At 71.2% G+C, this 24994-nt stretch carries 27 protein-coding genes; 18 read left to right on the top strand and 9 right to left on the bottom strand.

Annotation, left to right across the window (positions count from 1 at the left end; genetic code table 11):
- Positions 1-30 precede the first annotated feature (30 nt).
- Positions 31-918 (top strand): DMT family transporter, encoded by an 888-nt coding sequence (locus DFJ67_RS13675; protein WP_116068222.1) that lies wholly within the window; start codon positions 31-33, stop codon positions 916-918.
- A 160-nt stretch (positions 919-1078) separates the two neighbouring features.
- Here DFJ67_RS13675 and DFJ67_RS13680 read toward each other — a convergent pair whose 3' ends face one another.
- The 3 genes from DFJ67_RS13680 to mshA form a co-directional block, all read right to left on the bottom strand.
- Positions 1079-1780, bottom strand: coding sequence for a Type 1 glutamine amidotransferase-like domain-containing protein (locus DFJ67_RS13680; RefSeq protein WP_116068223.1), 702 nt, complete (start codon positions 1778-1780; stop codon positions 1079-1081).
- A 258-nt stretch (positions 1781-2038) separates the two neighbouring features.
- A complete protein-coding gene (locus tag DFJ67_RS13685; protein ID WP_116076177.1) occupies positions 2039-2542 on the bottom strand; it encodes a type III secretion system chaperone family protein in 504 nt (167 codons plus the stop codon).
- Positions 2539-3894: a D-inositol-3-phosphate glycosyltransferase gene (gene mshA, locus DFJ67_RS13690; protein ID WP_409362995.1), complete on the bottom strand. Its 1356-nt coding sequence runs from the start codon at positions 3892-3894 to the stop codon at positions 2539-2541. The genes DFJ67_RS13685 and mshA overlap by 4 nt, the downstream gene beginning before the upstream one ends.
- A 173-nt stretch (positions 3895-4067) precedes the next feature.
- Between mshA and DFJ67_RS13695 the strand changes: the two genes are divergently transcribed.
- The 3 genes from DFJ67_RS13695 (at position 4068) to DFJ67_RS42675 (ending at position 6096) form a co-directional block, all read left to right on the top strand.
- On the top strand, positions 4068-4877 hold the full coding sequence (locus tag DFJ67_RS13695) for an SDR family oxidoreductase (protein ID WP_116068225.1): 810 nt from the start codon (positions 4068-4070) through the stop codon (positions 4875-4877).
- A complete protein-coding gene (locus DFJ67_RS13700; RefSeq protein WP_116068226.1) occupies positions 4874-5671 on the top strand; it encodes a class I SAM-dependent methyltransferase in 798 nt (265 codons plus the stop codon). The genes DFJ67_RS13695 and DFJ67_RS13700 overlap by 4 nt, the downstream gene beginning before the upstream one ends.
- Positions 5672-5751: 80 nt before the next feature.
- Positions 5752-6096, top strand: coding sequence for an LPXTG cell wall anchor domain-containing protein (locus tag DFJ67_RS42675; RefSeq protein WP_170215692.1), 345 nt, complete (start codon positions 5752-5754; stop codon positions 6094-6096).
- A gap of 107 nt (positions 6097-6203) precedes the next feature.
- Here the strand turns inward: DFJ67_RS42675 and DFJ67_RS13710 are convergent, their stop codons facing one another.
- Positions 6204-7292 carry a UDP-N-acetylmuramate dehydrogenase gene (locus DFJ67_RS13710; RefSeq protein ID WP_116076182.1) on the bottom strand — a complete coding sequence of 363 codons (1089 nt, stop codon included), beginning with the start codon at positions 7290-7292 and terminating at the stop codon, positions 6204-6206.
- Positions 7293-7363: 71 nt separating this feature from the next.
- Here DFJ67_RS13710 and DFJ67_RS13715 point away from each other — a divergent pair, with 71 nt between their 5' ends.
- The 4 genes from DFJ67_RS13715 (at position 7364) to DFJ67_RS13730 (ending at position 10906) form a co-directional block, all read left to right on the top strand.
- The gene (locus tag DFJ67_RS13715) at positions 7364-8125 is read left to right on the top strand and encodes a maleylpyruvate isomerase family mycothiol-dependent enzyme (protein WP_116068227.1); all 762 of its coding nucleotides are present in this window, start codon (positions 7364-7366) and stop codon (positions 8123-8125) included.
- A gap of 4 nt (positions 8126-8129) precedes the next feature.
- Positions 8130-9158 carry a LacI family DNA-binding transcriptional regulator gene (locus DFJ67_RS13720; RefSeq protein WP_116068228.1) on the top strand — a complete coding sequence of 343 codons (1029 nt, stop codon included), beginning with the start codon at positions 8130-8132 and terminating at the stop codon, positions 9156-9158.
- A 63-nt stretch (positions 9159-9221) separates the two neighbouring features.
- On the top strand, positions 9222-9737 hold the full coding sequence (locus tag DFJ67_RS13725; protein WP_116068229.1) for a SigE family RNA polymerase sigma factor: 516 nt from the start codon (positions 9222-9224) through the stop codon (positions 9735-9737).
- Positions 9734-10906, top strand: coding sequence for a WD40 repeat domain-containing protein (locus DFJ67_RS13730; RefSeq protein WP_116068230.1), 1173 nt, complete (start codon positions 9734-9736; stop codon positions 10904-10906). Before DFJ67_RS13725 ends, DFJ67_RS13730 begins: the two co-directional genes overlap by 4 nt.
- Here DFJ67_RS13730 and DFJ67_RS13735 read toward each other — a convergent pair.
- Together DFJ67_RS13735 and DFJ67_RS13740 are read right to left on the bottom strand one after the other, a co-directional pair.
- On the bottom strand, positions 10886-12112 hold the full coding sequence (locus DFJ67_RS13735) for an MFS transporter (RefSeq protein ID WP_116068231.1): 1227 nt from the start codon (positions 12110-12112) through the stop codon (positions 10886-10888). The two genes, DFJ67_RS13730 and DFJ67_RS13735, sit on opposite strands and share 21 nt — an antisense overlap.
- Positions 12113-12151: 39 nt before the next feature.
- Positions 12152-13408, bottom strand: a complete 1257-nt coding sequence (locus tag DFJ67_RS13740; RefSeq protein ID WP_244940432.1) for an MDR family MFS transporter — start codon at positions 13406-13408, stop codon at positions 12152-12154.
- Positions 13409-13574: 166 nt separating this feature from the next.
- On the opposite strand from DFJ67_RS13740, the gene DFJ67_RS13745 reads away from it, so the two are divergent.
- Entirely contained in the window at positions 13575-14324 is a 750-nt protein-coding gene (locus tag DFJ67_RS13745; protein WP_116076184.1) for a phosphoglyceromutase, read from the top strand.
- Here the strand turns inward: DFJ67_RS13745 and phoU are convergent.
- Positions 14321-14983, bottom strand: coding sequence for a phosphate signaling complex protein PhoU (gene phoU / locus DFJ67_RS13750; protein WP_116076185.1), 663 nt, complete (start codon positions 14981-14983; stop codon positions 14321-14323). The genes DFJ67_RS13745 and phoU overlap by 4 nt on opposite strands.
- Before the next feature lie 221 nt (positions 14984-15204).
- Here phoU and DFJ67_RS13755 point away from each other — a divergent pair, with 221 nt between their 5' ends.
- Together DFJ67_RS13755 and DFJ67_RS13760 are read left to right on the top strand one after the other, a co-directional pair.
- Positions 15205-16500: a sensor histidine kinase gene (locus tag DFJ67_RS13755; RefSeq protein WP_116068233.1), complete on the top strand. Its 1296-nt coding sequence runs from the start codon at positions 15205-15207 to the stop codon at positions 16498-16500.
- Between the two features lie 13 nt (positions 16501-16513).
- Positions 16514-17197, top strand: a complete 684-nt coding sequence (locus DFJ67_RS13760; protein WP_116068234.1) for a response regulator — start codon at positions 16514-16516, stop codon at positions 17195-17197.
- 1 nt (position 17198) lies between these two features.
- Here DFJ67_RS13760 and DFJ67_RS13765 read toward each other — a convergent pair whose 3' ends face one another.
- Positions 17199-18074, bottom strand: a complete 876-nt coding sequence (locus DFJ67_RS13765; protein ID WP_116068235.1) for a DUF3109 family protein — start codon at positions 18072-18074, stop codon at positions 17199-17201.
- Positions 18075-18147: 73 nt separating this feature from the next.
- On the opposite strand from DFJ67_RS13765, the gene DFJ67_RS13770 reads away from it, so the two are divergent.
- Complete coding sequence (locus DFJ67_RS13770; protein WP_116068236.1) at positions 18148-19092, top strand: Ppx/GppA phosphatase family protein; 945 nt, start codon at positions 18148-18150, stop codon at positions 19090-19092.
- Positions 19093-19153: 61 nt separating this feature from the next.
- Entirely contained in the window at positions 19154-19954 is an 801-nt protein-coding gene (locus tag DFJ67_RS13775) for a sugar phosphate isomerase/epimerase family protein (RefSeq protein ID WP_116068237.1), read from the top strand.
- Here DFJ67_RS13775 and DFJ67_RS13780 read toward each other — a convergent pair.
- On the bottom strand, positions 19951-20484 hold the full coding sequence (locus tag DFJ67_RS13780; RefSeq protein ID WP_116076187.1) for a CGNR zinc finger domain-containing protein: 534 nt from the start codon (positions 20482-20484) through the stop codon (positions 19951-19953). The two genes, DFJ67_RS13775 and DFJ67_RS13780, sit on opposite strands and share 4 nt — an antisense overlap.
- 137 nt (positions 20485-20621) lie before the next feature.
- On the opposite strand from DFJ67_RS13780, the gene DFJ67_RS13785 reads away from it, so the two are divergent.
- The 5 genes from DFJ67_RS13785 to DFJ67_RS13805 all read left to right on the top strand — a co-directional run bounded on the left by DFJ67_RS13785 (position 20622) and on the right by DFJ67_RS13805 (position 24790).
- Positions 20622-21542 carry a proline dehydrogenase family protein gene (locus tag DFJ67_RS13785; RefSeq protein WP_116068238.1) on the top strand — a complete coding sequence of 307 codons (921 nt, stop codon included), beginning with the start codon at positions 20622-20624 and terminating at the stop codon, positions 21540-21542.
- A gap of 98 nt (positions 21543-21640) precedes the next feature.
- Positions 21641-22906: a hypothetical protein gene (locus DFJ67_RS13790; RefSeq protein ID WP_116068239.1), complete on the top strand. Its 1266-nt coding sequence runs from the start codon at positions 21641-21643 to the stop codon at positions 22904-22906.
- 184 nt (positions 22907-23090) lie between these two features.
- Entirely contained in the window at positions 23091-23297 is a 207-nt protein-coding gene (locus DFJ67_RS13795) for a helix-turn-helix domain-containing protein (protein ID WP_116068240.1), read from the top strand.
- A gap of 216 nt (positions 23298-23513) precedes the next feature.
- Positions 23514-23615, top strand: a complete 102-nt coding sequence (locus DFJ67_RS13800; RefSeq protein ID WP_007465623.1) for a 30S ribosomal protein bS22 — start codon at positions 23514-23516, stop codon at positions 23613-23615.
- A 113-nt stretch (positions 23616-23728) separates the two neighbouring features.
- Positions 23729-24790 (top strand): NAD-dependent epimerase/dehydratase family protein, encoded by a 1062-nt coding sequence (locus DFJ67_RS13805; protein WP_116068241.1) that lies wholly within the window; start codon positions 23729-23731, stop codon positions 24788-24790.
- Positions 24791-24994: the final 204 nt, after the last annotated feature.

A 24994-nucleotide genomic window follows, 5' to 3' on the forward strand; every position in this document is an offset into this window, starting at 1 on the left:
GAGCAAGCCGGCCGCCCGTACGGTCAGCTCATGGGTCTGGTCTTGGCGATCGTTTCGGCGATCTGCTACGGATCGGCCTCGGTGTTTCAGGCGATGGCCGCCCGCCGGGCACCCGCCGGTGGCGAAGAGGTCGACGCCAAGTCGCTGGTCAAGGTTGTCGCGCAGTGGCGCTACATCCTGGGTCTGGGGCTCGACGGGCTCGGCTTCGTCTTCCAGTTCATCGCGCTGCGCAGCGTGCCGATCTTCCTCGTGCAGGCGGCCCTGGCGGCCAGCCTCGCGGTGACCGCCGTGATCGCCATCCCGCTGCTCAAGCTCCGGCTCGGTGCCGTCCAGTGGGGCGCGGTCGGTGGCGTCTGCGTCGGTCTCGCGCTGCTCGGTGTCTCGGCCGGCCGGGAGAACGCCGACCAGCCCTCGTGGTCGTTCCGGATCGGGGTGACGATCGCCGTACCCGTGCTGGCCCTGATCGGTCTGGCCGCCCTCAAGCTCAAGGAGCCGGTCCGGGCCGCCAGCCTCGGCCTGGTCGGCGGCCTGTTCTTCGGCATCGTGGCGCTCGCCGCGCGGTCGATCTCCGACGTCGAGTGGACGAAGTGGTTCACCGGGCCGGAGCTCTACACGCTGGTGGTCGCGGGCGGCCTGGCGTTCGTGTTCTACACGATCGGCCTCCAGCGGGCCTCGGTCACCACGGTGACCGCCGGCCTGGTGATCGGCGAGACGGTGCTCCCGTCGGTAGTCGGCGTGATCGCCCTGGGCGACACCACCCGGCGCGGCTTCATTCCGGTCGCGGTGGTCGGCTTCGCGCTCGCGATCGCGTCCAGCCTGATGCTGGCCAAGTACGGCAGCTTGGAAGAGCCGGACGAGCCCGACGAGCCGGCCGCACCGGCGACGGGCCCTGGGACCGCCGAGTTGCAGGCGGACTAGGCCGTGTCCTGCCGCTCATCGCGGCCTGCGCCGGGCCCAGCTGCCGCCTGGCGGCGTCCCGGGATCACCGAGATACAACACCGGTATCCCGGCAATCCCGGGCCACCACCAGACAACATCTGGACTCCGTCTCGGCTCACGACGATCGACAGGACACGGCCTAGATCTGCCGGGCACCCAGCGGCCGGTGCACCCCGGGCTCGACCCGGTAGGCGTCGGCGCCCGGCACCGAGGTGACCGCCTCGGCCAGGTCGGTGCCCACGTAGTGCAGGCCGGTGCCGTCGTCGGTGGCATACCCCGAGGGCAGCGTCCCGTCGTCGATCAACCGCTGGAAAAGGGCACGCCGCGGCTGCGTCGTCAGATCATGGTGTACGCCGTTGCTGTAGGGCAGGAAGCCCAGCGCGTCGGTCACCGGGTCGAGGTCGTCGGAGAACGAGTCGGTGGTGCCGCCCAGGTGCCAGCAGATGCTGCCCGCGCTGCCGCCGCCGAGCACCACCCCGGCCGCCCAGCACTCGCGGAGGATCTCGTCGAGCCGGTGCGCCCGCCAGACGGCCAGCAGGTTGACCACGCTGCCGCCGCCGACCCAGATCAGGTCCTGCGACAGCAGGAAGGCCCGCACGTCGCGGACGTTGGGCTGGGGAAACAGCGCCAGATGGCTGCCGTCGACGTCGGCGAGCACGGCGGCCACGCTGGCGATGGCGGCCGGGTCGTCGCCGACCGCGGTGGGGACGAAGCAGACCTTGGGGCGGCGGGCGCCGGTCAGCGAGATCGCGTGGTCGAGCAGCGCGCTGCGCCGGCCCGGCGGTGTGGAAGCCGGGCGGAGATTCGGTGAGACTGCGAAGATCTGCTGCGGACGGGACACGCGGTGATCATCTCAGAGAGGCAACCGGCGGGGCTGACGACGCCCACCCCCGTAAGCGTCGCCCGCCCTCCGCCGGTGTCAGGCGGCCGCCGTCCCCCAACGGCAGGGCCACCATTCCCCCAAATGCGTCGCTCGTCGCCGGCCTTGCGGCCTGCGGCTTCCCCCGAAACCCCTTCGAGCGTGGCGCCGGTAATTACGGTAGTTCTTCTCGTGATCGAGGGACAAGCAAGATTCCTGTCTCGCCCATCACATCGGTCCTTACCGTTGATCCGGGCCAAAGAGATGTGCGAATGCCTGGAGGTTGGCCAGCGACTCGCCGCGCTTGACCCGCCACTCCCACTCGCGCCGGATCGCTGTGCCGAAGCCGATTTCCAGCATGGTGTCGAAGGATTCGTCGGCGTAGGTGAGCACCGCGCCGAGGAGCCGGTCGAGCTCGTCTTCGTTGACTCCTGCGAGGCCGACCCGGCCGGTCAGATAGACGTCGCCCACCACGTCGATGGAGAAGGCGACCCCATACATCCGGGCGTTGCGCTGGAGCAGCCAGGCCCACAGCTCTTCGCGGCGCTCGTCGGGCTGGCGCATCACGAACGCCTCGACGCGTAAGGCGTGCTCGCCGACGATCAGGTTGCAGCTCGTCTTGAGCTTGTGGGTGCCGGGCAGGGTCACCACGTAGGACAGCTCACCGGTCGGCTCGATGGCAAGCTCCCGCTCCGCGCAGACCCGCTCGATCAAGGCCGCGATTTCAGAGGGCGACGAGCTCACCACGCGGTCGTGCCCGCGCCCAATGCCGCTGCTTCGCCCTCGAGCCGGGCGGTCAGCCGCTCCCGATGCTCTGTCACCGCCCCACCGTAAACCGCGAGCAGCCCGCTCGCCGTGCGCGACCAGGAGAACTCGCTGGCGTGCGCGACGGCACCGCCGGACAGGTCGGCGCGGCGGCCGGGCGCGGCCAGCAGGCCGCCCAGGGCCCGGGCCCAGTCGTCAGGGTCGTGCCCGTCGACCAGCAGGCCGCTGATCCCGTCGCGGACGGCGGTGACCAGGCCGCCGACGGCGGCGGCGACGACCGGGGTGCCGCAGGCCTGCGCCTCGAGCGCGACCAGGCCGAACGACTCGTTGTAGGAGGGGACCGCGACCAGGTCGGCGGCCCGGTAGACGTCGGCCAGGTCGGAGCCGGTCTGCGGCGGCAGGAAGCGGATCGTGTGGCTGATGCCGAGCGACGCGGCCAGCTCGATCAGCGCGGTCGGCCGGTCGAGGCCGGTGCCGCTCGGGCCGCCGACGATCACCACGGTCAGGTCGCGGGCGATCTCGGGGTCGCGGGCGTGCAGCGCGGCGGCCGCGGCGAGCAGCACGTCGGGCGCCTTCAGCGGCTGGATCCGGCCGACGAACGCGACGACGTAGCCCCGCTCCGGCAGGCCCAGGTGGCGCCGGGCGGCGAGCTGGTCGCCGGGGGTGAAGCGGTCGAGGTCGACGCCGGGCTCGACGACGCTGACCTGGTCGGGGTCGGCGCCGTAGCGGTTGATCAGGTCGCGGGCCTCGAACGTCGTGTTGGCCACCAGCCGGTCGGCCTCGGCGACCACCTGCTCCTCGCCGACCACCCGGGCCAGCGGCTCGGGCCGGTCGCCGGACGCGAGCTGCGCGTTCTTGACCTTGGCGAGGGTGTGCGCGGAGTGCACCAGCGGCACGCCCCAGCGTTCCCGGGCGAGCCAGCCGACCTGGCCGGAGATCCAGTAGTGCGAGTGCACCAGGTCGTAGTAACCGGGCGCGTGGGCCGCTTCGGCCCGCAGCACGCCGGTGGCGAACGCGCACATCTGCGCCGGCAGGTCTTCCTTGGCCAGGCCCTCGAACGGGCCCGAGATGACGTGGCGGACGGTCACGCCGGGCGCCATCTCCACGGTGTGCGGCAGCCCGCCGGAGGTGGCCCGGGTGAAGATCTCGGTCTCGACACCGGCTTCGGCGAGCCGGCGGGCGACTTCGGTGACGTAGACGTTCATCCCGCCCGCGTCGCCCGTGCCGGGCTGGTCGAGCGGCGAGGTGTGAACGGACAGGGTCGCGATGCGTCGGGGGAGCGGCCAGGGCTGGGAACCTCGCTGCCGGACGACGCCGGACGGCGCCTGCACCACATGTGCTCCCTTCGCGACGGGCCCAGATCGTTGGGCGCCCATGGATAAAACCTCTCCCCCAGGCGACATCTTCCCCACGCACGAGTGGCTACGCCTACCTAGCGGCATACAGACGTGACGGACTTCATCCGACCGTGAGCCACGACACGTGATGCGAGAGGATTGCGGGCATGCCGATCGCCATCGTCACCGGTGCGTCCAGCGGGATCGGGGCGGCTTCCGCCCGCCGGCTGGCGGCCGAAGGGTTCACCGTCGTCCTCGCCGCCCGCCGCGCCGACCGCCTCGAAGAGGTTGTGACACAAATCACCGATGCCGGCGGGTCCGCCGTCGCCGTGCCCTGCGACGTCACGTCCGACGAGTCGGTCGCCGAACTCGCGACGGCCGTCGCCGACCTCGCCGAGTCGGCCGGCCGCGAGGAGTCGGGGCCCGACGAGCGGGTCACCCTGCTGGTCAACAACGCCGGTGGCGCGATCGGCCTCGACCCGGTCGAGAGCGGCTCGGTCGACGACTGGCGTTGGATGCACGAGGTCAACGTGCTCGGCACGTTGCGGGTGACCAAGGCGCTGCTGCCGCTGCTGGCGGCGTCCGAGGCCGGCACGATCGTGATGCTCAGTTCGACGGCGGGCTTCATCGTGTACGAGGGCGGCGGCGGCTACAGCGCCGCCAAGCACGCGATGACCGCGATGACCGGCACCCTGCGCCTCGAACTCGCCGGCCGGCCGGTGCGGGTGATCGAGGTCGACCCCGGGATGGTGCGCACCGACGAGTTCGCGACGAAGCGGTTCCGGGGCGACACGGCGCGGGCCGAGGCGGTTTACGCCGGCGTGGAGATGCCGCTGACCGCCGACGACATCGCCGACTGCGTCGCCTGGTGCGCGACCCGCCCGCAACACGTCAACATCGACCGCCTGGTCGTCCGCCCGCTGGCCCAAGCGGCGCAGCACAAGGTGGCCAAGGGACCCATCGGTAGGCAGAACTGACCCGCCCCGAGGGGAAGCCGACCCGCGGCACGACCAATCAAAACCGGCTGCGCCGCGTCGACAACTGGATCGCGGCCCACGCGGCCGGCGCGCTGCACGATGCCGCCGACCCGCTGGTGATCGACCTGGGCTACGGCGAGACCCCGGTGACGGCGGTCGAGCTGCGGGCCCGGTTGGCCCGGGTGCGGCCCGACGTCCGGGTGGTCGGCCTGGAGATCGACCCCGAGCGAGTGGCCGCCGCCGCACCGGCCGCCGACCCGCCCGGCCTGACCTTCGCCCGCGGCGGCTTCGAGCTGGCCGGGCTGCGGCCCACGGTGGTGCGGGCGCTCAACGTGCTGCGCCAATACGACGAGGCCCAGGTCGCGCCGGCCTGGGCGACGATGACCGGCGGGCTGGCGCCGGGCGGGCTGCTGGTCGAGGGCACCTGCGACGAGTTGGGCCGGCTGGCCGCGTGGATCTGTCTCGACCACACCGGCCCCCGCTCGCTCACCCTGGCCGCCCGGCTGTCCACTCTCGACACTCCGGCCACGCTGGCGGAACGGCTGCCCAAGGCGCTGATCCACCACAACGTGCCCGGCGAGCCGGTGTATGACCTGCTGCGCGCCCTCGACGACGGATGGCGCGACGCGGCTCCCTACGCGACGTTCGGTGCCCGGCAACGCTGGCGCCGGGCGGTGGCGGCGGTCAAGGCCGGCGGCTGGCCGGTGCTCGACGGGCCGGCGCGCTGGCGGCTGGGCGAGCTGACAATCGCCTGGCCAGCGGTATCCCCGTCAATGCCTGCAAAATTCTCTTAAGCGGACAGCGCCACCTAAATCACCACAGCCTCGTTGGGACGTTCGACAACAACCCATCACACAGACGGGGAGGACAGGCTGTGCGTAACCGGCTGTCCCTCATTCTTGCCGCCCTCGCACTCCTGGTGCCGGTCTTCGCGCTGACCAGCGTCGCGGCGCAGGCCGCGCCAGCGGCGCGCGTGGCCGCGGCTCCCAAGGATTGCCCGGCGGGCTCGACGCAGCAGGACTACTACTGCACGCCGACCGAGACCCCGGTGGCCACGCCCACCGAGGCTCCGGAGACGCCGCAGCCCACGCCGACATTGCCGCAGACCGGTGCCAAGGCCGGCACGCTGGCCGGGATCGGCGGCGGCGCGCTGGCGGTCGGCGCGGTCATCGCGCTCTGGGCCGTGGCATCGCGCCGGCGGCACCGCTTCGAGGCCTGAGGTTCGAGCAAGGAGCACAACACCCCCAGCCCGGTGCGTACCCGGGGGTCCAGTGGGGGTTACCGAAGAGGGCTCGCGCGCGCAAGCGCCGCGGGCCCTCTTCCAGCTCACAGCGTGCAGTTGACCAGCACGGGTTCGGGGTGCAGGGTCACGCCGAACCGCTCGTGCACCCCGTCGCGGATCTCCCGGGCCAGGTCGAGGAGCGCCGCGGTGCTGCCCGGGCCGCGGTTGGTGAGCGCCAGCGTGTGTTTGCCGGAGATCGCCACCCCGCCCCGGCCGCCGTAGCCCTTGGTGAAGCCCGACTTGTCGATCAGCCAGGCGGCGCTGACCTTGACCAGCCCGCCCGGGCCGGGCCACGACGGCGGGTCGGCGATGCCGGCGGCACGGGTCCGCAGGCATTCGAAGGCGGCCGCGTCGAGCACCGGGTTGGTGAAGAACGAGCCGACCGACCAGGTGTCGTGGTCGACCGGGTCGAGCACCATGCCCTTGCCGGCGCGCAGCGCCCGCACCGCGGCCCGGGCCTCGGCCAGCGGCACCCGGTCGCCCTGCGCCACCGCGAGCGCCTTGGCCAACTCGGCGTAGCGCACCGGGGTCGACTCGCCGGAGCGGCCCAGCCGGAAGTCGACCGATAGCACCACCCAGCGGTCGCTGTGCTTGAAGACGCTGGTGCGGTAGGCGAACCGGCACTCCGCCGGCGTCATCCGGTGCACCGCGTCGTCGAGCCGGTCGTAGACCTCGACGCTGTCGATCGTCTCGGCGACCTCTTGGCCGTAGGCGCCGACGTTCTGGATCGGCGTCGCGCCGGCCGAGCCGGGGATGCCGGACAGGCACTCGACGCCCGACCAGCCGGCGTCGACGGCGGTGGCCACGAAGTCGTCCCAGGGCTCGCCGGCGGCCACCCGGACGATGACCTCGGTCTGCGTCGACGAGACCACCTCGGCGCCGCGGGAGCGGATCAGGAGCACCGGACCGGGGACGCCCGCGTCGCCGATGACGACGTTGCTGCCGCCGGCCAGGATCAGCGCGGGTACGCCGTCGCGCGCGGCCGCGCGTACGAAATGAACGATTTGTTCCGGATCTTCCGCCGTGTGCACCTGACTCGCCGGGCCACCCAGACGCAGCGTGGTGAAGTCGGCCAGCGCGCGTGGAGCGAGCGGGCCGGCTGCGGTGGGAGGTTCGTGGCTAACGTCTGGCACGCTGTTCACCCTAGGCTGAGAGCCTCCGGCATCTGTGGCGACGGTCCGGCTGGGCACCTAAGGAGCACCCGATGACCAGACTGCACGGCACCAAGGACTTCTGGCTCGGAGGGCTGCGCGCCGAGGCGGCCGCGTTCGCGGCGGCGGTGGCGCAGGCGCCAGCCGACGCCCCGGTGCCGTCCTGCCCCGGGTGGACCGTCACCGATCTCGTGCACCACGTCGGCGGCTGCTACGAATATGTCACCTGGCTGTTCGAGCGCGGTGGCACCGACCGGCCCGACCCGACCCGGGCGCCCGCCGGCCCGCCGGCCGACGAGGTGGCGCTGGCCTGGTGGCAGATGCGCTACGACACGTTGCTCTCCACTCTGGACGCCACCGACCCGGAAGCTCCGATGTGGAACTGGGCGCCGCAGACCAAGCGGGCCGGCTTCTGGCACCGGCGGATGGCCCACGAGACCGCGGTGCACCGGTGGGACGCGCAGATGGCCACCGGGGCGAGCGAGCCGATCGAGGCGAAGCTGGCCGCCGACGGGATCTCCGAGGTGCTCGACACCTGGCTGCCGGCGGGACGCCGGCAGACCGGCGATCGCCCGCACGGCGTCGTGCAGCTCCTGGCCGCCGACGCCGACCAGGAATGGCTGGTGCGGTTGCGCGGCGAGGGCGTCGCGCTGCTCGACACCGACACCATCCTCGACGGCGAGGAGCCACCGGCCCGGGTGCACGCCGAGGGCACCGCGAGCGATCTGCTGCTGGCGCTCTACGGCCGCGTGGGTTTCGATGTGCTTGTGGTCAGCGGCGACCCGACGCTACTGACGGCGTTACGCACGGGGTGATCTTTTGACCAGGGCGAAGAACGGCACGCGGGAACGACCGACGCTGGAGGCGGTGGCGCAGCGCGCCGGCGTGTCCCGGGCCACCGTCTCGCGCGTGGTCAACGGCTCGACCACGGTCGCCGAGCCGATCCAGGAGGCCGTCCGGCGGGCCGTCCGCGAGCTGGGCTACGTGCCCAACCTGGCCGCCCGCAGCCTGGTCACCCAGCGCACCGACTCGGCGGCGCTGATCCTGCCGGAGACACCGACCCGGGTGTTCTCCGATGACCCGTTCTTCCACGGCATCATCCGCGGCGTCTCGATGGAGCTCGACGGCGCCGACAAGCAACTCGTGCTGCTGATCGCCGGCTCGACCGCGGGCCACGACCGGGTCGAGCGCTACACGATGAGCCGACACGTCGACGGCGTCATGTTCGCCTCGATGCACGGCGCCGACCCGCTGCCGGCCGCGCTGATCCGGATGGGCATCCCGGTCGTCTGCAGCGGCCGCCCGCTGGGCCGCACCACGGTCGAGGTGCCCTACGTCGACGTCGACCAGATCGGCGGCGTGGTCTCCGCGGTGCGCCACCTGCTCGACTCGGGGCGCAAGCGGATCGCGACGATCTCCGGCCCGCAGGACATGGTCGCCGGCATCGACCGGCTGACCGGCTACCGGCAGGCGCTGCGCGACTCCGACCGGCGGTCGATCGTGGCGATCGGCGACTTCACCCGCGAGTCGGGCACGGTCGCGATGCGGCAACTCCTCGACGACGACCCCAAGCTCGACGCGGTGTTCGCCGCCTCCGACCTGATGGCACACGGCGCGCTCAAGGCGCTGCACGAGGCCGGCCGCCGGGTGCCCGACGACGTCGCGGTGATCGGCTTCGACGACATCGAGATGGCGCGCTACACCGAGCCACCGCTGACCACCGTGCGCCAGCCGATCCAGCAGATCGGCCGCGAGATGGCCCGCCTGCTGATGCGACTGGTCGCGGGCGAAGACATCGAGCCGGTGACCATGCTCCCCACCGAGCTGATCATCAGAGAATCCGCTTAGCGCTCCGGTGCAACGGATTGACGCCGGCCCACGTTCTTAGCGTCGTGGATCGATGGAGTCGGCGTGGACGCTGAGACGCGGCACGACTTCACCGTGTTCGTCGCCAACCGGTCGGCGGGCCTGTTCCGGTTCGCGATGGGGCTGACCGGGCACCCCCACCAGGCCGAAGACCTGCTGCAATCGGCGCTGGCCAAGGCCTACCGGCACTGGGGGCGGGTGCGGCACGGCAACCCGGAGGCCTACCTGCGGCAGGCGATGTGCCGCGAGCAGATCGACTGGTTCCGCCGGCCCAGTTGGGGACGGGAACTGCCGAGCGAGCGGCTGCCCGAGCGGCGGGTCGGCGACGGCACCGCGACCGTCGACCTGCGGCTCGCGTTGCGCCAGGCGCTCGGCCGGCTCAGCCCCAAGCACCGGGCGGTGCTGGTGCTGCGCTACCTCGAGGACCTGCCCGACGACGAGATCGCCTCGCTGCTCGGCTGCCGGCCGGCGACCGTGCGTAGCCTGGCCGCCCGCGGCCTGGAGCGGCTGCGGGTGCTCTGCCCGGAACTCGCGCCGCGGCTGACCGAGGAGCGGCGATGAGCACCGAGCTGCGCCGCGCCCTGTGGGAGCTCACCGACGTGCCACCGCCGCCCGACCTGGCCGGCAACGCGATCCGGCTCGCCGAGCGGCGGCGCCGCAGGCGGATCGCTGTCGGCGCCGCGGCGGTGGTCGTGCTGGCGGTCGCCATCGCGGTGCCGTTGCGGCCGGAAGGCAAGAGCGTGCCGGTGCCGATCGCGCCGACGCCGTCGATCAGCTCGCCGGTCGAGCCCACCGAGGCGCCGGCCGAGCCCACCGAGGCGCCGGTCGAGGTGCCGGAGCCGCCGGCCGGTGCCGGCCCGCCCAAGGTCGCCGCGTTCGCCTACGCGGGCGTGCTGCCGCAGACGTCGACCAACGGGGAGCCGATTACCTCCGACCAGGCCTTCTCCTACGTGCTGGATCGGTACACCGGGGCGTACGTGAAGATCCCTTATCGGGTCGCTGTGCCGTCGCCGGACGGGAAGCGGTTCTTCGTGGGCAATGGTGGGCTAGGCGGGATCATCGACGGCGCACGGGGTTCGCTGCGCCAGGTCGACGCCTACTCCGGCTACACCGTCGGGGTCGACTGGTCGCCGGACGGCCGGCGGATCCTGCTCAGCAACGCCGGCGTCAACGGTCCGGGCGGGTTCACGGTGGTCGACGCGACGACGCTGGAGGCCGGGCCGTTCGTGCGGGTGCCCGACCTGGATGAGCGCAACGCGCGGGGCCTCGGCTTCTTCTGGGCCGCCGACGGGCGGAGCGTCGGGCTCACCCTCACGGTCTCGGAGGGCGAGGCCAGCACCGGGAAGACGGTCGGCATCCGCTTCTACGACCTGCGCGGGAAAAAGCTGCGGACGCTCGGGTTCACCGGCACCGAAGCGGTCCGGACCTCGGCCGACGTGTCACCGGACGGCAAGCGGGCGGTGGCGGCACCCGCTTGGGGCGACGACGGGATCCGGATCGTCGACCTGCGCACCGGCGAGGTGACCGCGGAGTTCCCCGGGAAGGAGGTCGTCGGCTGGTATGACGACGCCCACCTCGTGCTCCGCGACCCGGTGATGCTGCGGCTGTTCGACCTCCGCGGGCGGGAGGTGCGCAGGATCCGGGGCCCGGAGGACCTGTTGTCCGGAGCGGCGGTGCACCTGGTGAGGGCGAAGGGGCTGCCGGCGGCGTCAGCCCGCTATGCGTTCTAGCTGCCGGGTGACCAGGGCGCGTCGGGCGGCCTCGCGGTCGCGGGCCGGGCCGGTCAGCAGATGGCCGGCCGCGGCGACCAGGCCGATCGAGCCGACGATGATCCAGTGCCAGCTGCCGAGGTGGTCGAGGCTGAGGCCGCCCAGCGCCGGGGTGAGGAACGCGGCCGCCGGGAAGGTCAGGTTGAACACCGACTGGTAGCGGCCCCGCAGTTCTTCGGGGGAGAGCTCGGCGTTGACCTCGGCGTTGGGCGGCGCGGCCAGCATCGAGCCGACCGTCCAGATGATCGCGGCGAGCAGGTAGACGGCCAGGTGGTCGGCGAAGGCCAGCGCGCCGAAGCCGATGCCGATCAGGCCGAGCGCGGTGGCCAGCACGGTGTGCTTGCGGCGGCCGTCGATCAGCGGTGGCACGAAAAGCTGGCCGACCACGATCAGCGCGGCGCTGATCGCGACCACCGTCCCGTACGCGGCCGGGCTCAGCCCGTCGGCCCGCATCGCCAGCGGCATGATCGTCGAGGTCTGGGTGGAGAGCGCGGCCAGCAGGAACGTCAGCCCGACGAAGACCAGGTAGGTGCGGTCGGTGAGCGCGGTGATCAGGCCGCCGCGGTTCTGCGCCAAACCGCCGCCGCGCCGGAACGTCTCCGGCACCTTCCAGGCGATCACGACAGCGGTGATCACGGTGGCGCCCGCGTCGGCCAGGAACAGCGCGAGATAGCTGACCTGTGCGAGCAGGCCGGCGAGCAGCCCGGCCGCGGCCATGCCGAGGTTGAACGACCAGAACTGGAGGTTGAACGCGCGCGACCGGCGGTTGGCCGGCACCACGTCGACGATCGCGGCGACGAACGCCGGCATCGGCATCGAGTGCACCAGGCCGAGCGCGACCGTGAGCACCGCGATCAGCGGCAAGTGATGGGCGAACGCGAGGGCGGCCATCAGCGCGGCGGCCGCGGTGTGCGACCAGAGCAGGGTGGCCCGCCGTCCCCAGTGGTCGGCGAGCACCCCGCCGAGCAGCGTGCCGGCGATGCCGCCGAGCCCGTAGCCGCCGACGACCAGGCCGGCCAGGCTCGCCGAGGCGCCGCGCTCGTCGGTCAGGTAGACCGACATGATCAGCATCGCGAACGCGCCGACCCGGTTGATCAGCATGCCGGACCACAGGTACCAGTAGGTGCCGGGCAGGCCGCCCGCGGTGTTCCGCAACCAGCCCCGCAAGTCCGGTCTCCCTCAGTTAAGAAGCTTTACGGAGGGACGCTACGAAGCGGCGGAGGTCGGCGCCAGCGTGTCGCTCATCACGGAGGTCGGTTGAACGGCGCGGCGGGCCGCCGCGATCTCGGCCGCCCGCCGTTCGCGGCTCGGCCCGGCCGCCAGGGTGATCGCCGCGGCCAGGAAGCCGATCAGCGCGCAGCCCACCCAGAGGGCGGTGTTGCCGAGTTGGTCGCGGACGAAGCCGCCGGCCACCGGTGCGGTGAATCCGGCGATCGACCACGACAGCGCGAAGACGCCCTGGTAGCGGCCGCGGACCGAGGCCGGCGCCAGGTCGGCGATGGTCGCCGCGTTCGACGGTGAATAGACCATCTCGCCGAGCGTCCAGACCAGCACCGTCATCGCGTAGAGCCAGGCGCTGCCGGCGAACGCGGTCAGCCCGAAGCCGACGCCCTGCACGATCGCGCCGACCGCGAGCACCCGGGTCCGGCTGTGCCCGCCGATCAGCTTCGGGATGAACAACTGGCCGAGCACGATCAGCACCCCGTTGAGCGCGATCACCCAGCCGAAGGTCGACGAGGACAGGCCGTCGTCGGTCATCGCGATCGGCAGCATCGAGATGTGCTGGAGGAAGACCATCGCGGCCAGCAGGTTGACGAACGTGAAGAGCAGGAACACCCGGTCGCGGAGCACCACGCGCAGGCCACCGCCGCCGGGCATGGCCAGGTGTCCGCCGATCGGCCGGGTCTCGCGCACCTTGGTCAGCACAATCGCCGCGGTGAGCAGCGTCGCCGACGCGTCGACCACGAAAAGCAACAGATAGTCGAGGTGGGCGGCGAAGCCACCGACGATCGCCGAGAAGGCGAAGCCCAGGTTGATCGCCCAGTAGTTGAGCGAGAACGCCCGGACCCGGTCACGGTCGGGCACCACGTCGACCATCATCGCGGCGAACGCGGGCCGGGCCGCCTCGGCGAAGGCGCCGAGCGCGAAGGCGACGCCGGCGATCATCAGGAACGGTCGGGAGAAGCCGAGCAGCAGCATCATGCTCGCGCCGCCGACGTGTGCGAGCAACAGCGTCGGTCGCCGGCCCCAGCGGTCGGCCAGGACGCCGCCGACCATCGTGCCGACCCCGCCGCCGGCGCTCCAGAGGCCCACCACGAGGCCGGCCTGGATGTCGCTGAAGCCGCGTTCCTTGGTCAGGTAGACGGTGAGAAAGATGAGGACGAAGCCGCCGAGCCGGTTGACCAGCGTGCCGCACCACAGATACCAAAACGTTTTCGGCAGTCCACCCGCCGTTTCGCGCAACCAGCCGCGTACCAAGACCGAGCCCCCCGGGGTAATGACCGCCGAACCACAGCGGCCTTACGCAACCTAAGTTGTGTGGACCTTGGAAGTCACCTGCATTTCGACATGGCCCACGTCACCCCGGGTGGGGTGCGGGCCGGTCAACCGGCTGCGCGAGGATGGCTTCATGACTGTGGGGACGTTGGTGCTGCTCCGGCACGGCGAGAGCGAGTGGAACGCGAAGAACCTCTTCACCGGGTGGGTCGACGTCGACCTGACCGACAAGGGCGAGACCGAGGCCCGTCGCGGCGGTGCGCTGCTGCGCGAGCATGACCTGCTGCCGGACGTGCTGCACACCAGCGTGCTGCGCCGCGCGATCCGCACCAGCGAGCTGGCGCTGGGCGAGGCCGGCCGCTCCTGGATCCCGGTGCGCCGGTCCTGGCGGCTCAACGAGCGCCACTACGGTGCGCTCCAGGGCAAAAACAAGAAGCAGACGCTCGAGGAGTACGGCGAGGAGCAGTTCATGCTCTGGCGCCGGTCCTACGACGTGCCGCCGCCGCCGATCGACCCGACCGACGAGTGGGCGCAGACCGGCGACCCGCGCTACGCGGAGCTGCCGCCCGAGCTGATGCCGCGCACCGAGTGCCTCAAGGACGTGCTCGTGCGCACGCTGCCCTACTGGTATGACGCGATCGTGCCCGACCTGCTGGCCGGTAAGACCGTGCTGGTCGCCGCGCACGGCAACTCGCTGCGGGCCGTGGTCAAGCACCTCGACGGCATCTCCGACACGGCGATCGCCAAGCTCAACATCCCGACCGGGATCCCGCTGCGCTATGACCTGGACGCCAACCTGCGTCCGCTCACGCCCGGTGGCGCCTACCTGGACCCGGAGGCCGCCGCCGAGGCAGCGGCCGCCGTGGCCAACCAGGGACGTTAGTTCGAGTTCGACGAAAGACCCGGCTGTTCGCCGGTCACCAGGTAGATCACGTGGTGGCCGGCGTTCACCGCGTGGTCGGCGAAGCGCTCGTAGAAGCGGCCGAGCAGGGCGCCGTCGATCGCGGTCTCCGCGCCGTAGGGCCAGTCGGGGCTGAGCATGACCTTGAACAGCTCGACGTGCAGGGCATCCATCGCGTCGTCGTCGGTTTCGAGCTCAGCGGCGCCGACCGCGTCGAGCTTCGAGAGCACGTCGCCGATCTTCGCGGCCATCTTGTCGGCCACGGCCGCCTTGGCCGTGAAGACCGGCCGCAGCTCGGCCGGAACGGCCGGCGACGGGTGGCGGCGCAGGGCGGTCTTGGCGACGTGGTCGGCGAGGTCGCCCATCCGCTCCAGGTCGGCGGCCACCTGAAGCGCGGTGATCAACACCCGCAGGTCGCTCGCGACCGGCGCCTGGCGGGCCATGAGATCGGTCACCCGGTCTTCGACCTGGTGGTAGAGCGCGTCGACGTCGGCGTCCCGGGAGATCACGTCTTCGGCGGCGGCCCGGTCGGCGAGCAGCAACGCGGTCGTCGCTTCACCCATCGCGGTGCGCACCGCCTCCGCCATGTCGACCAACAGTTGGCTGACGATGTGCAGGTCAGCGCGGAACTCTTCGCGCAAGGCCATCTCGGTGCTCCTGGAAAACGGTGTGTCGGTGATGAATCAGGGATGACCGGAGGGTAATGTCCGGCCGGACGTTGAGCTATGTCCGGTTCACCGTAGGTGTATGTCACAGAACACCAGTAAACGGTGCTAGGCCGGCCGGTGAACATTGCGCGATCTGCGCCCGGTTTGCCCGGCCCGACCAGCGTGTTCGTAAACAATGACCCTACGATCGCCTCGTGGAATGGGCGATCGTTGCTGGCGCGTGCGTCGTCAGCCTGCTGGCGGGTCTCACCGCCGGGTCGCTGATCCCGCGCTTCAGGCGACGGGGGTCAGCGGCAGTGGCCGCTACCCGCGCCACCGGCGACGGAAGGCAGGCGATCGCCATCGACCGGCAAGATCCGCAACCGGGGTTGGGTCGCAAAAGCCTCGATTCGCTGCGGGTCGGCGTGGTCGTGCTCGGCGCCGACGACACCGTCGTCCTGGTCAACCCGGCCGCCCGCGCGATGGGGCTGCTCCGCTCGGCGGGCACCCCTGGGAGCCTGGTCGCGCACCCGATCATCCGTACCCTGGCCGGCCAGGTCCGTCGCTCCGGCGTCCGCCGCGAGGTCGAGCTCGACCTGCCGCGCGGCGACGGCAGCGCTTCCGACCCGCTCGGCGTACACCTGCGTGCCGTCGGTCTTGGTGGCAATTTCGTGGCGGTCGAGGCGGCCGACGTGACCGAGGCACACCGGGTCAGCCGGGTGCGCCGGGACTTCGTCGCCAACGTCAGCCACGAGCTCAAGACCCCGATCGGCGCGCTGCAACTGCTCGCCGAGGCGCTGCTCGACGCGACCGACCCGACCAACGTCGGCCCGATGCCGGGCGCCGGCCCCGAGGAAGACGTCGCCGCCGCCCGGCGGTTCGCGTTGCGGATCCAGCACGAGTCGACCCGGCTCGGCCGGCTGGTCAACGAACTGCTCGACCTGGCCCGCCTCCAGGGCGCTGACCCGCTGCCCGATCCCGAGCCGGTCTCGGTCGACTGGGTGGTCGCCGAGGTGATCGACCGCACCCGCACCACCGCGTCGGCCCGCGACATCGAGGTCGTGGTCGAGGGCAAGCGCGGGCTGACCGTCTACGGCAACGACAGCCAGGTCGCCACCGCCATCGCCAACCTGGTCGAGAACGCGATCGCCTACTCGAAGGAACAAACCAAGATCGTCATCACGACCGCGCTCGACGACGACGCGGTCGTGCTCTCGGTGACCGACCAGGGCATCGGCATCGCCCCGGACGAGGTCGACCGGATCTTCGAGCGGTTCTACCGTGCCGACCGGGCCCGGTCCCGGGCCACCGGCGGCACCGGCCTAGGTCTGGCCATCGTCAAACACATCGCCACCAACCATGGCGGACGCATCGACGTAGTCAGCACACTCGGGGAGGGGTCGACGTTCACCCTCCGGCTCCCGGCGAGCCCGCCGGACGCCGCCCTCCCGCTACCCCCGTCAATTGAGATCGTGACTGGATCGGTCGAGTCGAGCCGGTCCGAGCGGTAAGGAAGGAAAGTCCGTGGCCCGCGTGCTCGTGGTCGAGGACGAAGAGTCGTTCTCCGATGCCCTCTCATACATGCTCCGCAAGGAGGGTTTCGAGGTTTCGGTCGCACCGACCGGCACCTTGGCGCTGACCGAGTTCGACCGGACCGGCGCCGACATCGTCCTGCTCGACCTGATGCTGCCCGAGATGTCGGGCACCGAGGTCTGCCGCCAGCTCCGCCAACGCTCGAAGGTGCCGATCATCATGGTCACCGCGCGCGACAGCGAGATCGACAAGGTGGTCGGCCTGGAGATCGGCGCCGACGACTATGTCACCAAGCCCTACTCGCCGCGCGAGCTGGTCGCCCGGATCCGGGCGGTGCTGCGCCGGCACGGCACGGAGGTCACCGAGCCCGACACGCCGACCCTGGCCGCCGGCCCGGTCCGGATGGACGTCGAGCGCCACGTGGTGACGGTCGACGGCTCGGCCGTGCAGTTGCCGCTCAAGGAGTTCGAGCTGCTCGAACTGCTGCTGCGCAACGCCGGCCGGGTGCTGACCCGCGGCCAGCTGATCGACCGCGTCTGGGGCGCCGACTACGTCGGTGACACGAAGACCCTCGACGTGCACGTCAAGCGGCTGCGCTCGAAGGTCGAGCCCGAACCGTCGACCCCGCGCTTCATCGTCACCGTGCGCGGCCTGGGCTACAAGTTCGAGCCGTAGGTCAGCTCTTCTTGGGCGGGGTGGCCGGCTCGCGGCCGCCGTGGAGCTCGCGGGCCAGCGGCAGGCGGCGCTTCGGGTCGGCCGGGTGGGGTGCGACCACGCCGCGGCGGGCGCGGGCGGCGCACAGCTCGGCCAGCTTGGCGTAGGCCGACTTGCCGATCAGGGCGACCAGCTCCGGCTCGTAGGACTGCCACATCGGCTCGCGGCCCACGTGGGCGTCTGGCGACGACGTGCACCACCAGTGCAGGTCGTGGCCCCCGGAGCCCCAGCCACGCCGGTCGAACTCGGTCAGCGTGGTGATCAGGATCTTGGTGTCGTCGGGGCGCTTGTGCCAATCCTGGTCGCGGCGGACCGGGAGCTGCCAGCACACGTCGGGCTTGTATTCCAGCGGGTGCACGCCGTCGCGCAGGGCCTGGGCGTGCAGCGCGCAGCCGCCGCCGGCCGGGAAGTCGGCGTCGTTGAGGAACACGCACGGGCCGTCTTCGCCCTGGGTGGCGGTGCGCCGGGCCGGCGTCTTGCCGTCGACCGTGTCCATCTCGGTGTAGTTCTTGAACCCGCGGCGGTAGTGCTGCCAGGTCTCCGGCGTCAGCTTCTTGGCCGCGGCACGCACCCGGGACTCGTCGTCGGAGTCGGTGAAGAACGCGCCGTGCGAGCAGCAGCCGTCTTCGGCCCGGCCCTCGATGATGCCGTGGCAGCCCTTGCCGAAGATGCACGTCCAGCGGGAGAGCAACCAGGTGAGGTCGGCGCGGATGAGGTGTTTGGGGTCCTCCGGATCGAAGAACTCCACCCATTCCCGCGGAAAGTCGAGGTCTACCTCGCGGCTGCGCGGGTCGTCGGCCGAGTCGACGAGAACGCGAAGTTGGTTGCGTGCTGGCACCCGACAAGACTACGCCCGAATAGGCCGCGAGCCTTCGTGCCGCACGGTAACCCGCGCCCCATAAGGTGCGCCTATGAGGCTGGGCGTGCTCGACGTCGGTTCCAACACCGTGCACCTGCTGCTGGTGGACGCGCATCATGGTGCGCACCCGTGGCCGGCGCACTCGGAGAAGGCGGTGTTGCGGCTCGCCGAGCAGATCGGTCCGGACGGCGCGCTCACCGACGCGGGGTCCGACGCGCTGGTCAAAGCCGTGCACGACGCCCAGGTCAGCGCCAAGAAGCTGAAGGCCGACGACCTGCTCGCTTTCGCGACCTCCGCGGTGCGCGACGCGACCAACGCCCGCGACGTGCTGGCCCGGGTGCGCAAGGAGACGGGGGTACGCCTCCAGGTGCTCTCCGGAGCCGACGAGGCCCGGGCCACCTTCCTGGCCGTACGCCGGTGGTTCGGTTGGTCGGCGGGTCGGCTCCTGGTCCTCGACATCGGCGGCGGCTCGCTGGAAATCGCGGCCGGCATCGACGAGACGCCGGACCTGGCGATGTCGCTGCCGCTGGGTGCCGGGCGGCTCAGCCGGGAGCTGCTCGGCGTCGACCGCGACACCTCTTCCCCACCGTCGCCGAAGGCCGTCGACGAGCTTCAGCACTACGTCGAGAAGCAGCTCGACGGTGCCGTCGCGAAGCTCGCCGACGCCAAGTGGGACCGCGCGGTCGCCACCTCGAAGACGTTCCGCACCCTGGCCCGGCTCGCCGGCGCCGCGCCGTCCCGGCAGGGGCTGTGGGAGCCGCGCGCGCTGCCGGTGCACGGCCTGCGTCAGGTGCTCGGCTTCATCCGGCTGATCCCGCCGCGCCAGGTCTACGAGCTGGAGGGGGTCAGCGCCAGCCGGTCGCACCAGCTGCTGGCCGGTGCCGTGGTGGCCGAGGCGGTGCTCCGGAAGCTCCAGATCGAGTCCGTCGACATCTGCCCGTGGGCACTGCGGGAAGGTGTGATCTTACGGCGTCTCGATCAGCTTGAATCGGCATAAACGAGGGATTTGCGGTGGCTCGTCCGAGTGAGTGGAGCCACGTAGGGCTACCCTGACAGTCGTGACCTCGCGCACCCCCGTACTCCTGTCAAGCTCTTCGGTCTTCCCCGAGCCGACCGCGGCGGCCTTCGAGATGGCCGCGGCGCTGGGCTACGACGGCGTCGAAGTCATGGTCTGGACCGACGCGGTGAGCCAGGATGCCGGCGCCCTTCGCGGGCTGGCCGCCCACTACGGCGTGCCGGTGCTCTCCGTGCACGCGCCCTGCCTGCTGGTCACCCAGCGGGTCTGGAGCTCCGACCCGTGGGAGCGGCTGCGCCGCGCGGCCGAGCTGGCCGAGGCGGTGGAGGCGCCGACCGTCGTCGTGCACCCGCCCTTCACCTGGCAGCGCGACTATGCCCGGTCGTTCCAGCCGGGGCTGGAGCGGATCGCACACAAGCACAGCGACCTGACCTTCGCGATCGAGAACATGTTCCCCGTACGCATGGCGGGTCGCGAGTTCGTGCCCTACCAGCCCGGCTGGAACCCGACCGAGGCCGGTTTCGGCGCCTACACGCTCGACCTGTCGCACTGTGCCGCGTCGCGCACCGACGCGCTGGCCATGGCCGACTCGATGGGCGACGGGCTCAAGCACGTGCACCTGGGCGACGGCAGCGGCGAGGGGCGCGACGAGCACCTGGTGCCCGGGCGCGGCAACCAGCCCTGCGGCGAGCTGCTCGAGTCGCTGGCCGGGCGGGGTTTCCGCGGCTCGATCGCCGTGGAGGTCAACACCCGGGGCGCCAAGAGCCGCGCGGTCCGCGAGGCAGATCTTCGGGCCGCGCTCGAGTTTGCCCGCCAGCACCTCCCGGCACCGGCGAAGGTCTAGACGCCAGCTAGCGTGGCCCGCTTGCGGGCCCGGTGCGCCGCCACGTGCGAACGGGTGGCGCAGCGTTCCGAGCAGAACCGCCGGCAGTTGTTGGACGACGTGTCCAAGTAGACGTTGCCGCACCGGTCGTCGGCGCAGACACCGAACCGGGCGCTGCCGTGGGTGGTCAGCCAGACGGCCAGGCCCCAGACGGCGGCGGCGAGGTATTCGGAGCTGGCCGACGCGCCGCGGCTGGTGACGTGCATATGCCAGTCGCTGGCGTCATGGCCGGAGATGCGCGGCTGGACCGGATGGTCTTTGAGAAGCGTGTTGATCTCGTTGACGGCCTCGGTGTCGCGACCGGCGCTGCCGAGCAGGAAGACGTCGCGCAGCCGCTTCTGAGCACGCCGGAACGCCGCCACATCACGCTCGGTGACCTCGTCGCGCATCCAGACGTTGTCGGAGGTGAAAACGGCCCGCAGGTCGTCGATCCCCTCCATGGGGGCGTTGACCAGGTCAACGGCGGTGCGCGCGTACGCATCGAAGTTCACCCGACAACCGTAGACGACGCGCAACCCGGGTGCCTCGTCCGTCGGGTCACTCTGCGACGGTGCCACTCCGCTAAGCGATCATGGTGGGCTCCGACGCTCGCCGAGAACCACGCGTCCGTGGGCGTTACGCTGCCGTCATGCTCCGATCGGTCATCCTTGCCGCGTCCCGGTCATCCCGGGTCGAGCGGCTCGTCGAGACGGCTCCGCTGACCCGCGACGTCGTCCACCGCTTCATCGCCGGCACCACGGCCGATGACGCTCTGCACGCCACCCGCGACCTGGTCGGCGACGGCCTGCGGGTCACCCTCGACCACCTCGGTGAGGACACCGTCACCCCCGAGCAGGCGACCGGGATCAAAGCCGAATACCTCGCGCTGCTGACCGCCCTCTCCGGGGCCGGCCTGACCCCCGCGGCCGAGGTCAGTGTCAAGCTCTCGGCCCTCGGCCAGAAGTTCGACGAGCAGCTCTCCTACGACCTCGCGCGGCAGATCTGCGCCGCGGCGGCCGACGCCGGCACGACGGTGACCCTCGACATGGAGGACCACACCACGACCGACTCGACGTTGGAGATCCTCGCGAAGCTCCGGCTCGACTACCCGGGCACCGGTGCCGTGTTGCAGGCCTACCTGCGCCGCACCGAGGCCGACTGCCGCGAGCTGGCCGGGCTGGGCTCCCGGGTGCGGCTCTGCAAGGGCGCCTACAAGGAACCCGAGTCGGTGGCGTTCCAGTCGGCGGTCGACGTCGACAAGTCCTATGTGCGCTGCATGAACATCCTGATGTCGGGCGAGGGCTACCCGATGCTGGCCACCCACGACCCGCGGCTGATCGCGATCGGCGAAGACCGGGCCCGCTGGTTCGACCGGGCGCCCGACGCGTTCGAGTTCCAGCTCCTGCACGGGGTGCGCCCCGACGAGCAGCACCGGCTGGCGGCGGAGGGCTACACCGTGCGGGTCTACGTGCCCTACGGCGACGACTGGTACGGCTACATGATGCGCCGTCTCGCCGAGCGCCCGGCCAACCTGCTGTTCTTCGCCCGCGCGATGAAGTCGCGAAAGTAACTCATCCGAACGGCTGATCCCTCGATCGGGTGGACGGCCTTAATCTCCCCCGGATGGCTGAGCAAACAGGTGCGCCGGCACCACGCCGGCGATGGCCCGTGTGGCTCCCCATCGGCCTGGTGGTCGCGCTGGTGCTGTGTGTCGCGCCAGTCGCGGTGGGTGTTCTTGTCCTGCGTGGGCTCGACAGCCCGGCCTGGACGGTGACCCCGGCCGCCAAGGCGGAGCCGGCGCCCAGCCCGGTGGCCGGCGACGACACCCGGGTCACCGCAGCCTGGCTGCGCCAACGGATCGGCGACGCGCTGACGGCACAGGGCGCCGCGCTGCTCAAGGGCGACCAGGCCGGTTTCCTCGCCGTGGCCGACCCCGCCAGCCCGGCGGCCGCGGCGCTGCGCGAGCAGTTCGGGTCGCTGCGGGCCATGAAGGTCACCCGCTGGGCGGCCACCGCCGACGCCATCCCGTCGTCGGTCGGTGCCAACAAGTGGCGCACCCTGGTCGAGGTCGACCACTGCTTCGTCGAGCCCGATTGCCAGCCGATGACGATCACCTACGGCACGGTCTGGACCGACACCGCGGCCGGGCTCAAGCTGGTCGGCGTCGAGCCGTCGATGTCGACCTACGACGGCCCCCGCCCCTGGGAGGTCGACCCGATGGTGGTGGCGACCGGCAAGCGAGTCATGGTGGCCACCACGCCGGCCCTGCGGGGGCAACTCAAGACCGTGCTGGCCGAGGCGGAGAAGGCCGCGGTGGTGGCCGACCGCTACACGGTGGGCGGGCCGCCGCCGGCGCACTACGAGGTGTTCTACGCGGGCGTGGCGGAGTGGAAACGCTGGTTCGGCGGCAAGCGGCCGTCGTGGACCGCCGGCTATGCCCTGCCGGTCGGCGGGCGCCAGATCGACGTGGTGATCAACGCGGCCGCGCCGCATCGCAACGACCTCGACGATCTGCTCCGGCACGAGATGACGCACGCCTCGACGATGCCGCCGACGGGCTTCCCGGCGTCGGCCTGGTGGCTGGTCGAGGGGATCGCCGAACTCGCCGGCTCCGGTGGCGCGTCGCCGCAGAGCTATGAAGGCATCCAAGAGGTGCGCAAGCTGGTCAAGGAGCGCAACTGGACCGGCCCGCTCCAGGACCTCAAGATCGCCGACAACGCCGCCGACTGGGAGGTGGCCGGCGCCTACGGCATCGGTTATCTGGCCGTCCGGCAGCTCGCGGAGCGGTTCGGCGAGGCCGACGTGCTGGCCTTCCTGAAGGCGCTCACGCACGACCGGATCGAGATCAACGAGGCGAGCCAGCAGGTCTTCGGCGAGCCGTGGTCGCTGCTCAATGATCAATGCGTGGCCGCCGTACGGGCCGCCGCCAGATGATCTTGGAGTTTTAGCCCGTCTGAGATGTCCCCTTTAGGGGTAAATTTCGGGAAAACTCGGTGAGTTGGCTTGACGAACCATGATCAAAGCGGTGAAGGCATCGCGCCGGTAACAACCGCACCGCTACCGTACTAGCTACACGCGCGTTGACGGCGCGCGCCGGGGATGGATTGGTTGGTGAGCCATGGCATCACCACAGGCCGACAGGCTGTCGGAGGTCAAGTTCCTGACGGTCGCTGAAGTAGCGACCCTGATGCGGGTGTCGAAGATGACGGTCTACCGCTTGGTGCATTCCGGTGATCTCACCGCGGTGCGCGTCGGTCGATCGTTCCGGGTTCCGGAACACGCCGTGAACGAATACCTACGCGGCGCCTTCCAAGAGTCCGCATAAGAGCGACTGGGGAGCCGACCGTGGGGCCTTCGGGTCCCGCGGTCGGGGTCGCTTTGGTTGGCGAGACGGTCAACGCGTACCCTGGATCGCGATTCTGACTGTGCCGTGGTGCAATGCGCCCGAGGCCAGCACGGATCCGAAGTCAGCTGGCCGTCGGCCTTCACGTCCCCGTGACGTCCGACGCATGTCGCACGTTCACTGGGAGAGGGCTGTCGTATGGGCTCGGTGGTCAAGAAGCGCCGCAAGCGTATGGCCAAGAAGAAGCACCGCAAGCTGCTGCGCAAGACCCGCGTCCAGCGTCGTCGTCTCGGTAAGTGACGTCGTCCCGGGCCTGAGGTCTGAGTTCGGGCCGCCGGCCCGGACCTGACGTCTAGACCTGCGGCACGGCGCGTCCGCGCGGCACCCTCCTGAGTTTCGAACCGGAGGCCAACGTGAGGTCGCGACCAACAGGCTCGGTTGTCGTCACCGGCGTCAGCCGGTTTCTTGGTGCGCACGTGGCCGCTCGGCTAGCCGCCGACGGCCGCATCGGCCGTGTCGTAGGGCTCGATCCGCACGCGCCGCCACCGGAGTTCGCCCACCTGCTCGACGGGGTCGAGCAGGTGCGCGGCGACGCCGGTTCGGCCAGCACGGTGATCGCCGACCTCGAAGCCGAGGCGGTGGTGCACCTGGCGCTGGCCACCGCGCCCGACCCGCAGAACGGGGGTCGGGCGGCGATGAAAGAGCAGAACGTCATCGGCACGATGCACCTGCTGGCCGCCTGCCAGAAGGCACCCCGGCTGCGCAAGCTGGTGATGCGCTCGTCGACGGCGGCCTACGGTGCGTCGTTCCGCGACCCGGCGGTCTTCACCGAAGACACCGAGCCGCGCGAGGTGCCACGCGGTGGGTTCGCCCGCGACATCCTCGACATCGAGGGCTACGTCCGCGGCTTCCGCCGCCGCCGCACCGACGTGACCGCCACCGTGCTGCGGTTCACCCCGTTCATCGGGTCCGGCACCGACACGATGCTGACCCGCTATTTCGCGCGCCCCGTGGTGCCGACGGTGCTCGGCCGCGACCCGCGCCTACAGTTCCTGCACATCGACGACGCGATCGAGATCGTGCACCGGGCGGTGCTCGACGACCATCCCGGCACGTTCAACGTCGCCGGCGCGGGCGTGCTCTCGCTGTCGCAGGCCATCCGCCGCGCCGGCCGCATCCCGATGCCGGTCCTCGAGCCGGGCCTGTCCGCGGCCTCCAACCTGGTCCGCAACCTCGGTCGCAGCGGCTACGGCCTCGACCAGGTTGACCTGTTCGTGCACGGCCGGGTGGTCGACACCACCAAACTGGTGCAGGAGTTCGACTACACGCCGCGCACCACCGCCGACGCGTTCGACGACTTCGTCGCCGGCCACCGCGGGGGAGCGGTGCTCCGGCGCGAGCAGCTCGCACTCGCGGAGCGGGCCATCCTCGACGGCATCCGCCAGGCCCGCGCGACGGTGCAGGAGAAGCCATGAGCGAGCGGAGCGAGCGACCCAGCCGGCTCAGTGAGCCCGAGCTCATGCCCCGCCTCGCGGAGCGAGGCATTTGCATGAGCGAGCGCGGCGAGCGACCCAGCCGGCTCAGTGAGCCCGAGCTCATGCCCCGCCTTGCGGAGCGAGGCATCTGCGTGAGCGCGCGCAGCGAGCGAATCAGCAAGCTCAGGATTTTGTCGCGGGCCG

It is taken from the genome of Asanoa ferruginea (assembly GCF_003387075.1).
Taxonomy (GTDB): domain Bacteria; phylum Actinomycetota; class Actinomycetes; order Mycobacteriales; family Micromonosporaceae; genus Asanoa; species Asanoa ferruginea.

Coding starts and splice junctions, on each gene's coding strand:
- DFJ67_RS13785 (WP_116068238.1), top strand. CDS start 20,622: ATGCTCCGATCGGTCATCCTTGCCGCGTCCCGGTCATCCCGGGTCGAG.
- DFJ67_RS13730 (WP_116068230.1), top strand. CDS start 9,734: ATGAGCACCGAGCTGCGCCGCGCCCTGTGGGAGCTCACCGACGTGCCA.
- DFJ67_RS13800 (WP_007465623.1), top strand. CDS start 23,514: ATGGGCTCGGTGGTCAAGAAGCGCCGCAAGCGTATGGCCAAGAAGAAG.
- DFJ67_RS13675 (WP_116068222.1), top strand. CDS start 31: ATGGGTCTGGTCTTGGCGATCGTTTCGGCGATCTGCTACGGATCGGCC.
- DFJ67_RS13715 (WP_116068227.1), top strand. CDS start 7,364: ATGACCAGACTGCACGGCACCAAGGACTTCTGGCTCGGAGGGCTGCGC.
- DFJ67_RS13745 (WP_116076184.1), top strand. CDS start 13,575: ATGACTGTGGGGACGTTGGTGCTGCTCCGGCACGGCGAGAGCGAGTGG.
- DFJ67_RS13695 (WP_116068225.1), top strand. CDS start 4,068: ATGCCGATCGCCATCGTCACCGGTGCGTCCAGCGGGATCGGGGCGGCT.
- DFJ67_RS13795 (WP_116068240.1), top strand. CDS start 23,091: ATGGCATCACCACAGGCCGACAGGCTGTCGGAGGTCAAGTTCCTGACG.
- DFJ67_RS13770 (WP_116068236.1), top strand. CDS start 18,148: ATGAGGCTGGGCGTGCTCGACGTCGGTTCCAACACCGTGCACCTGCTG.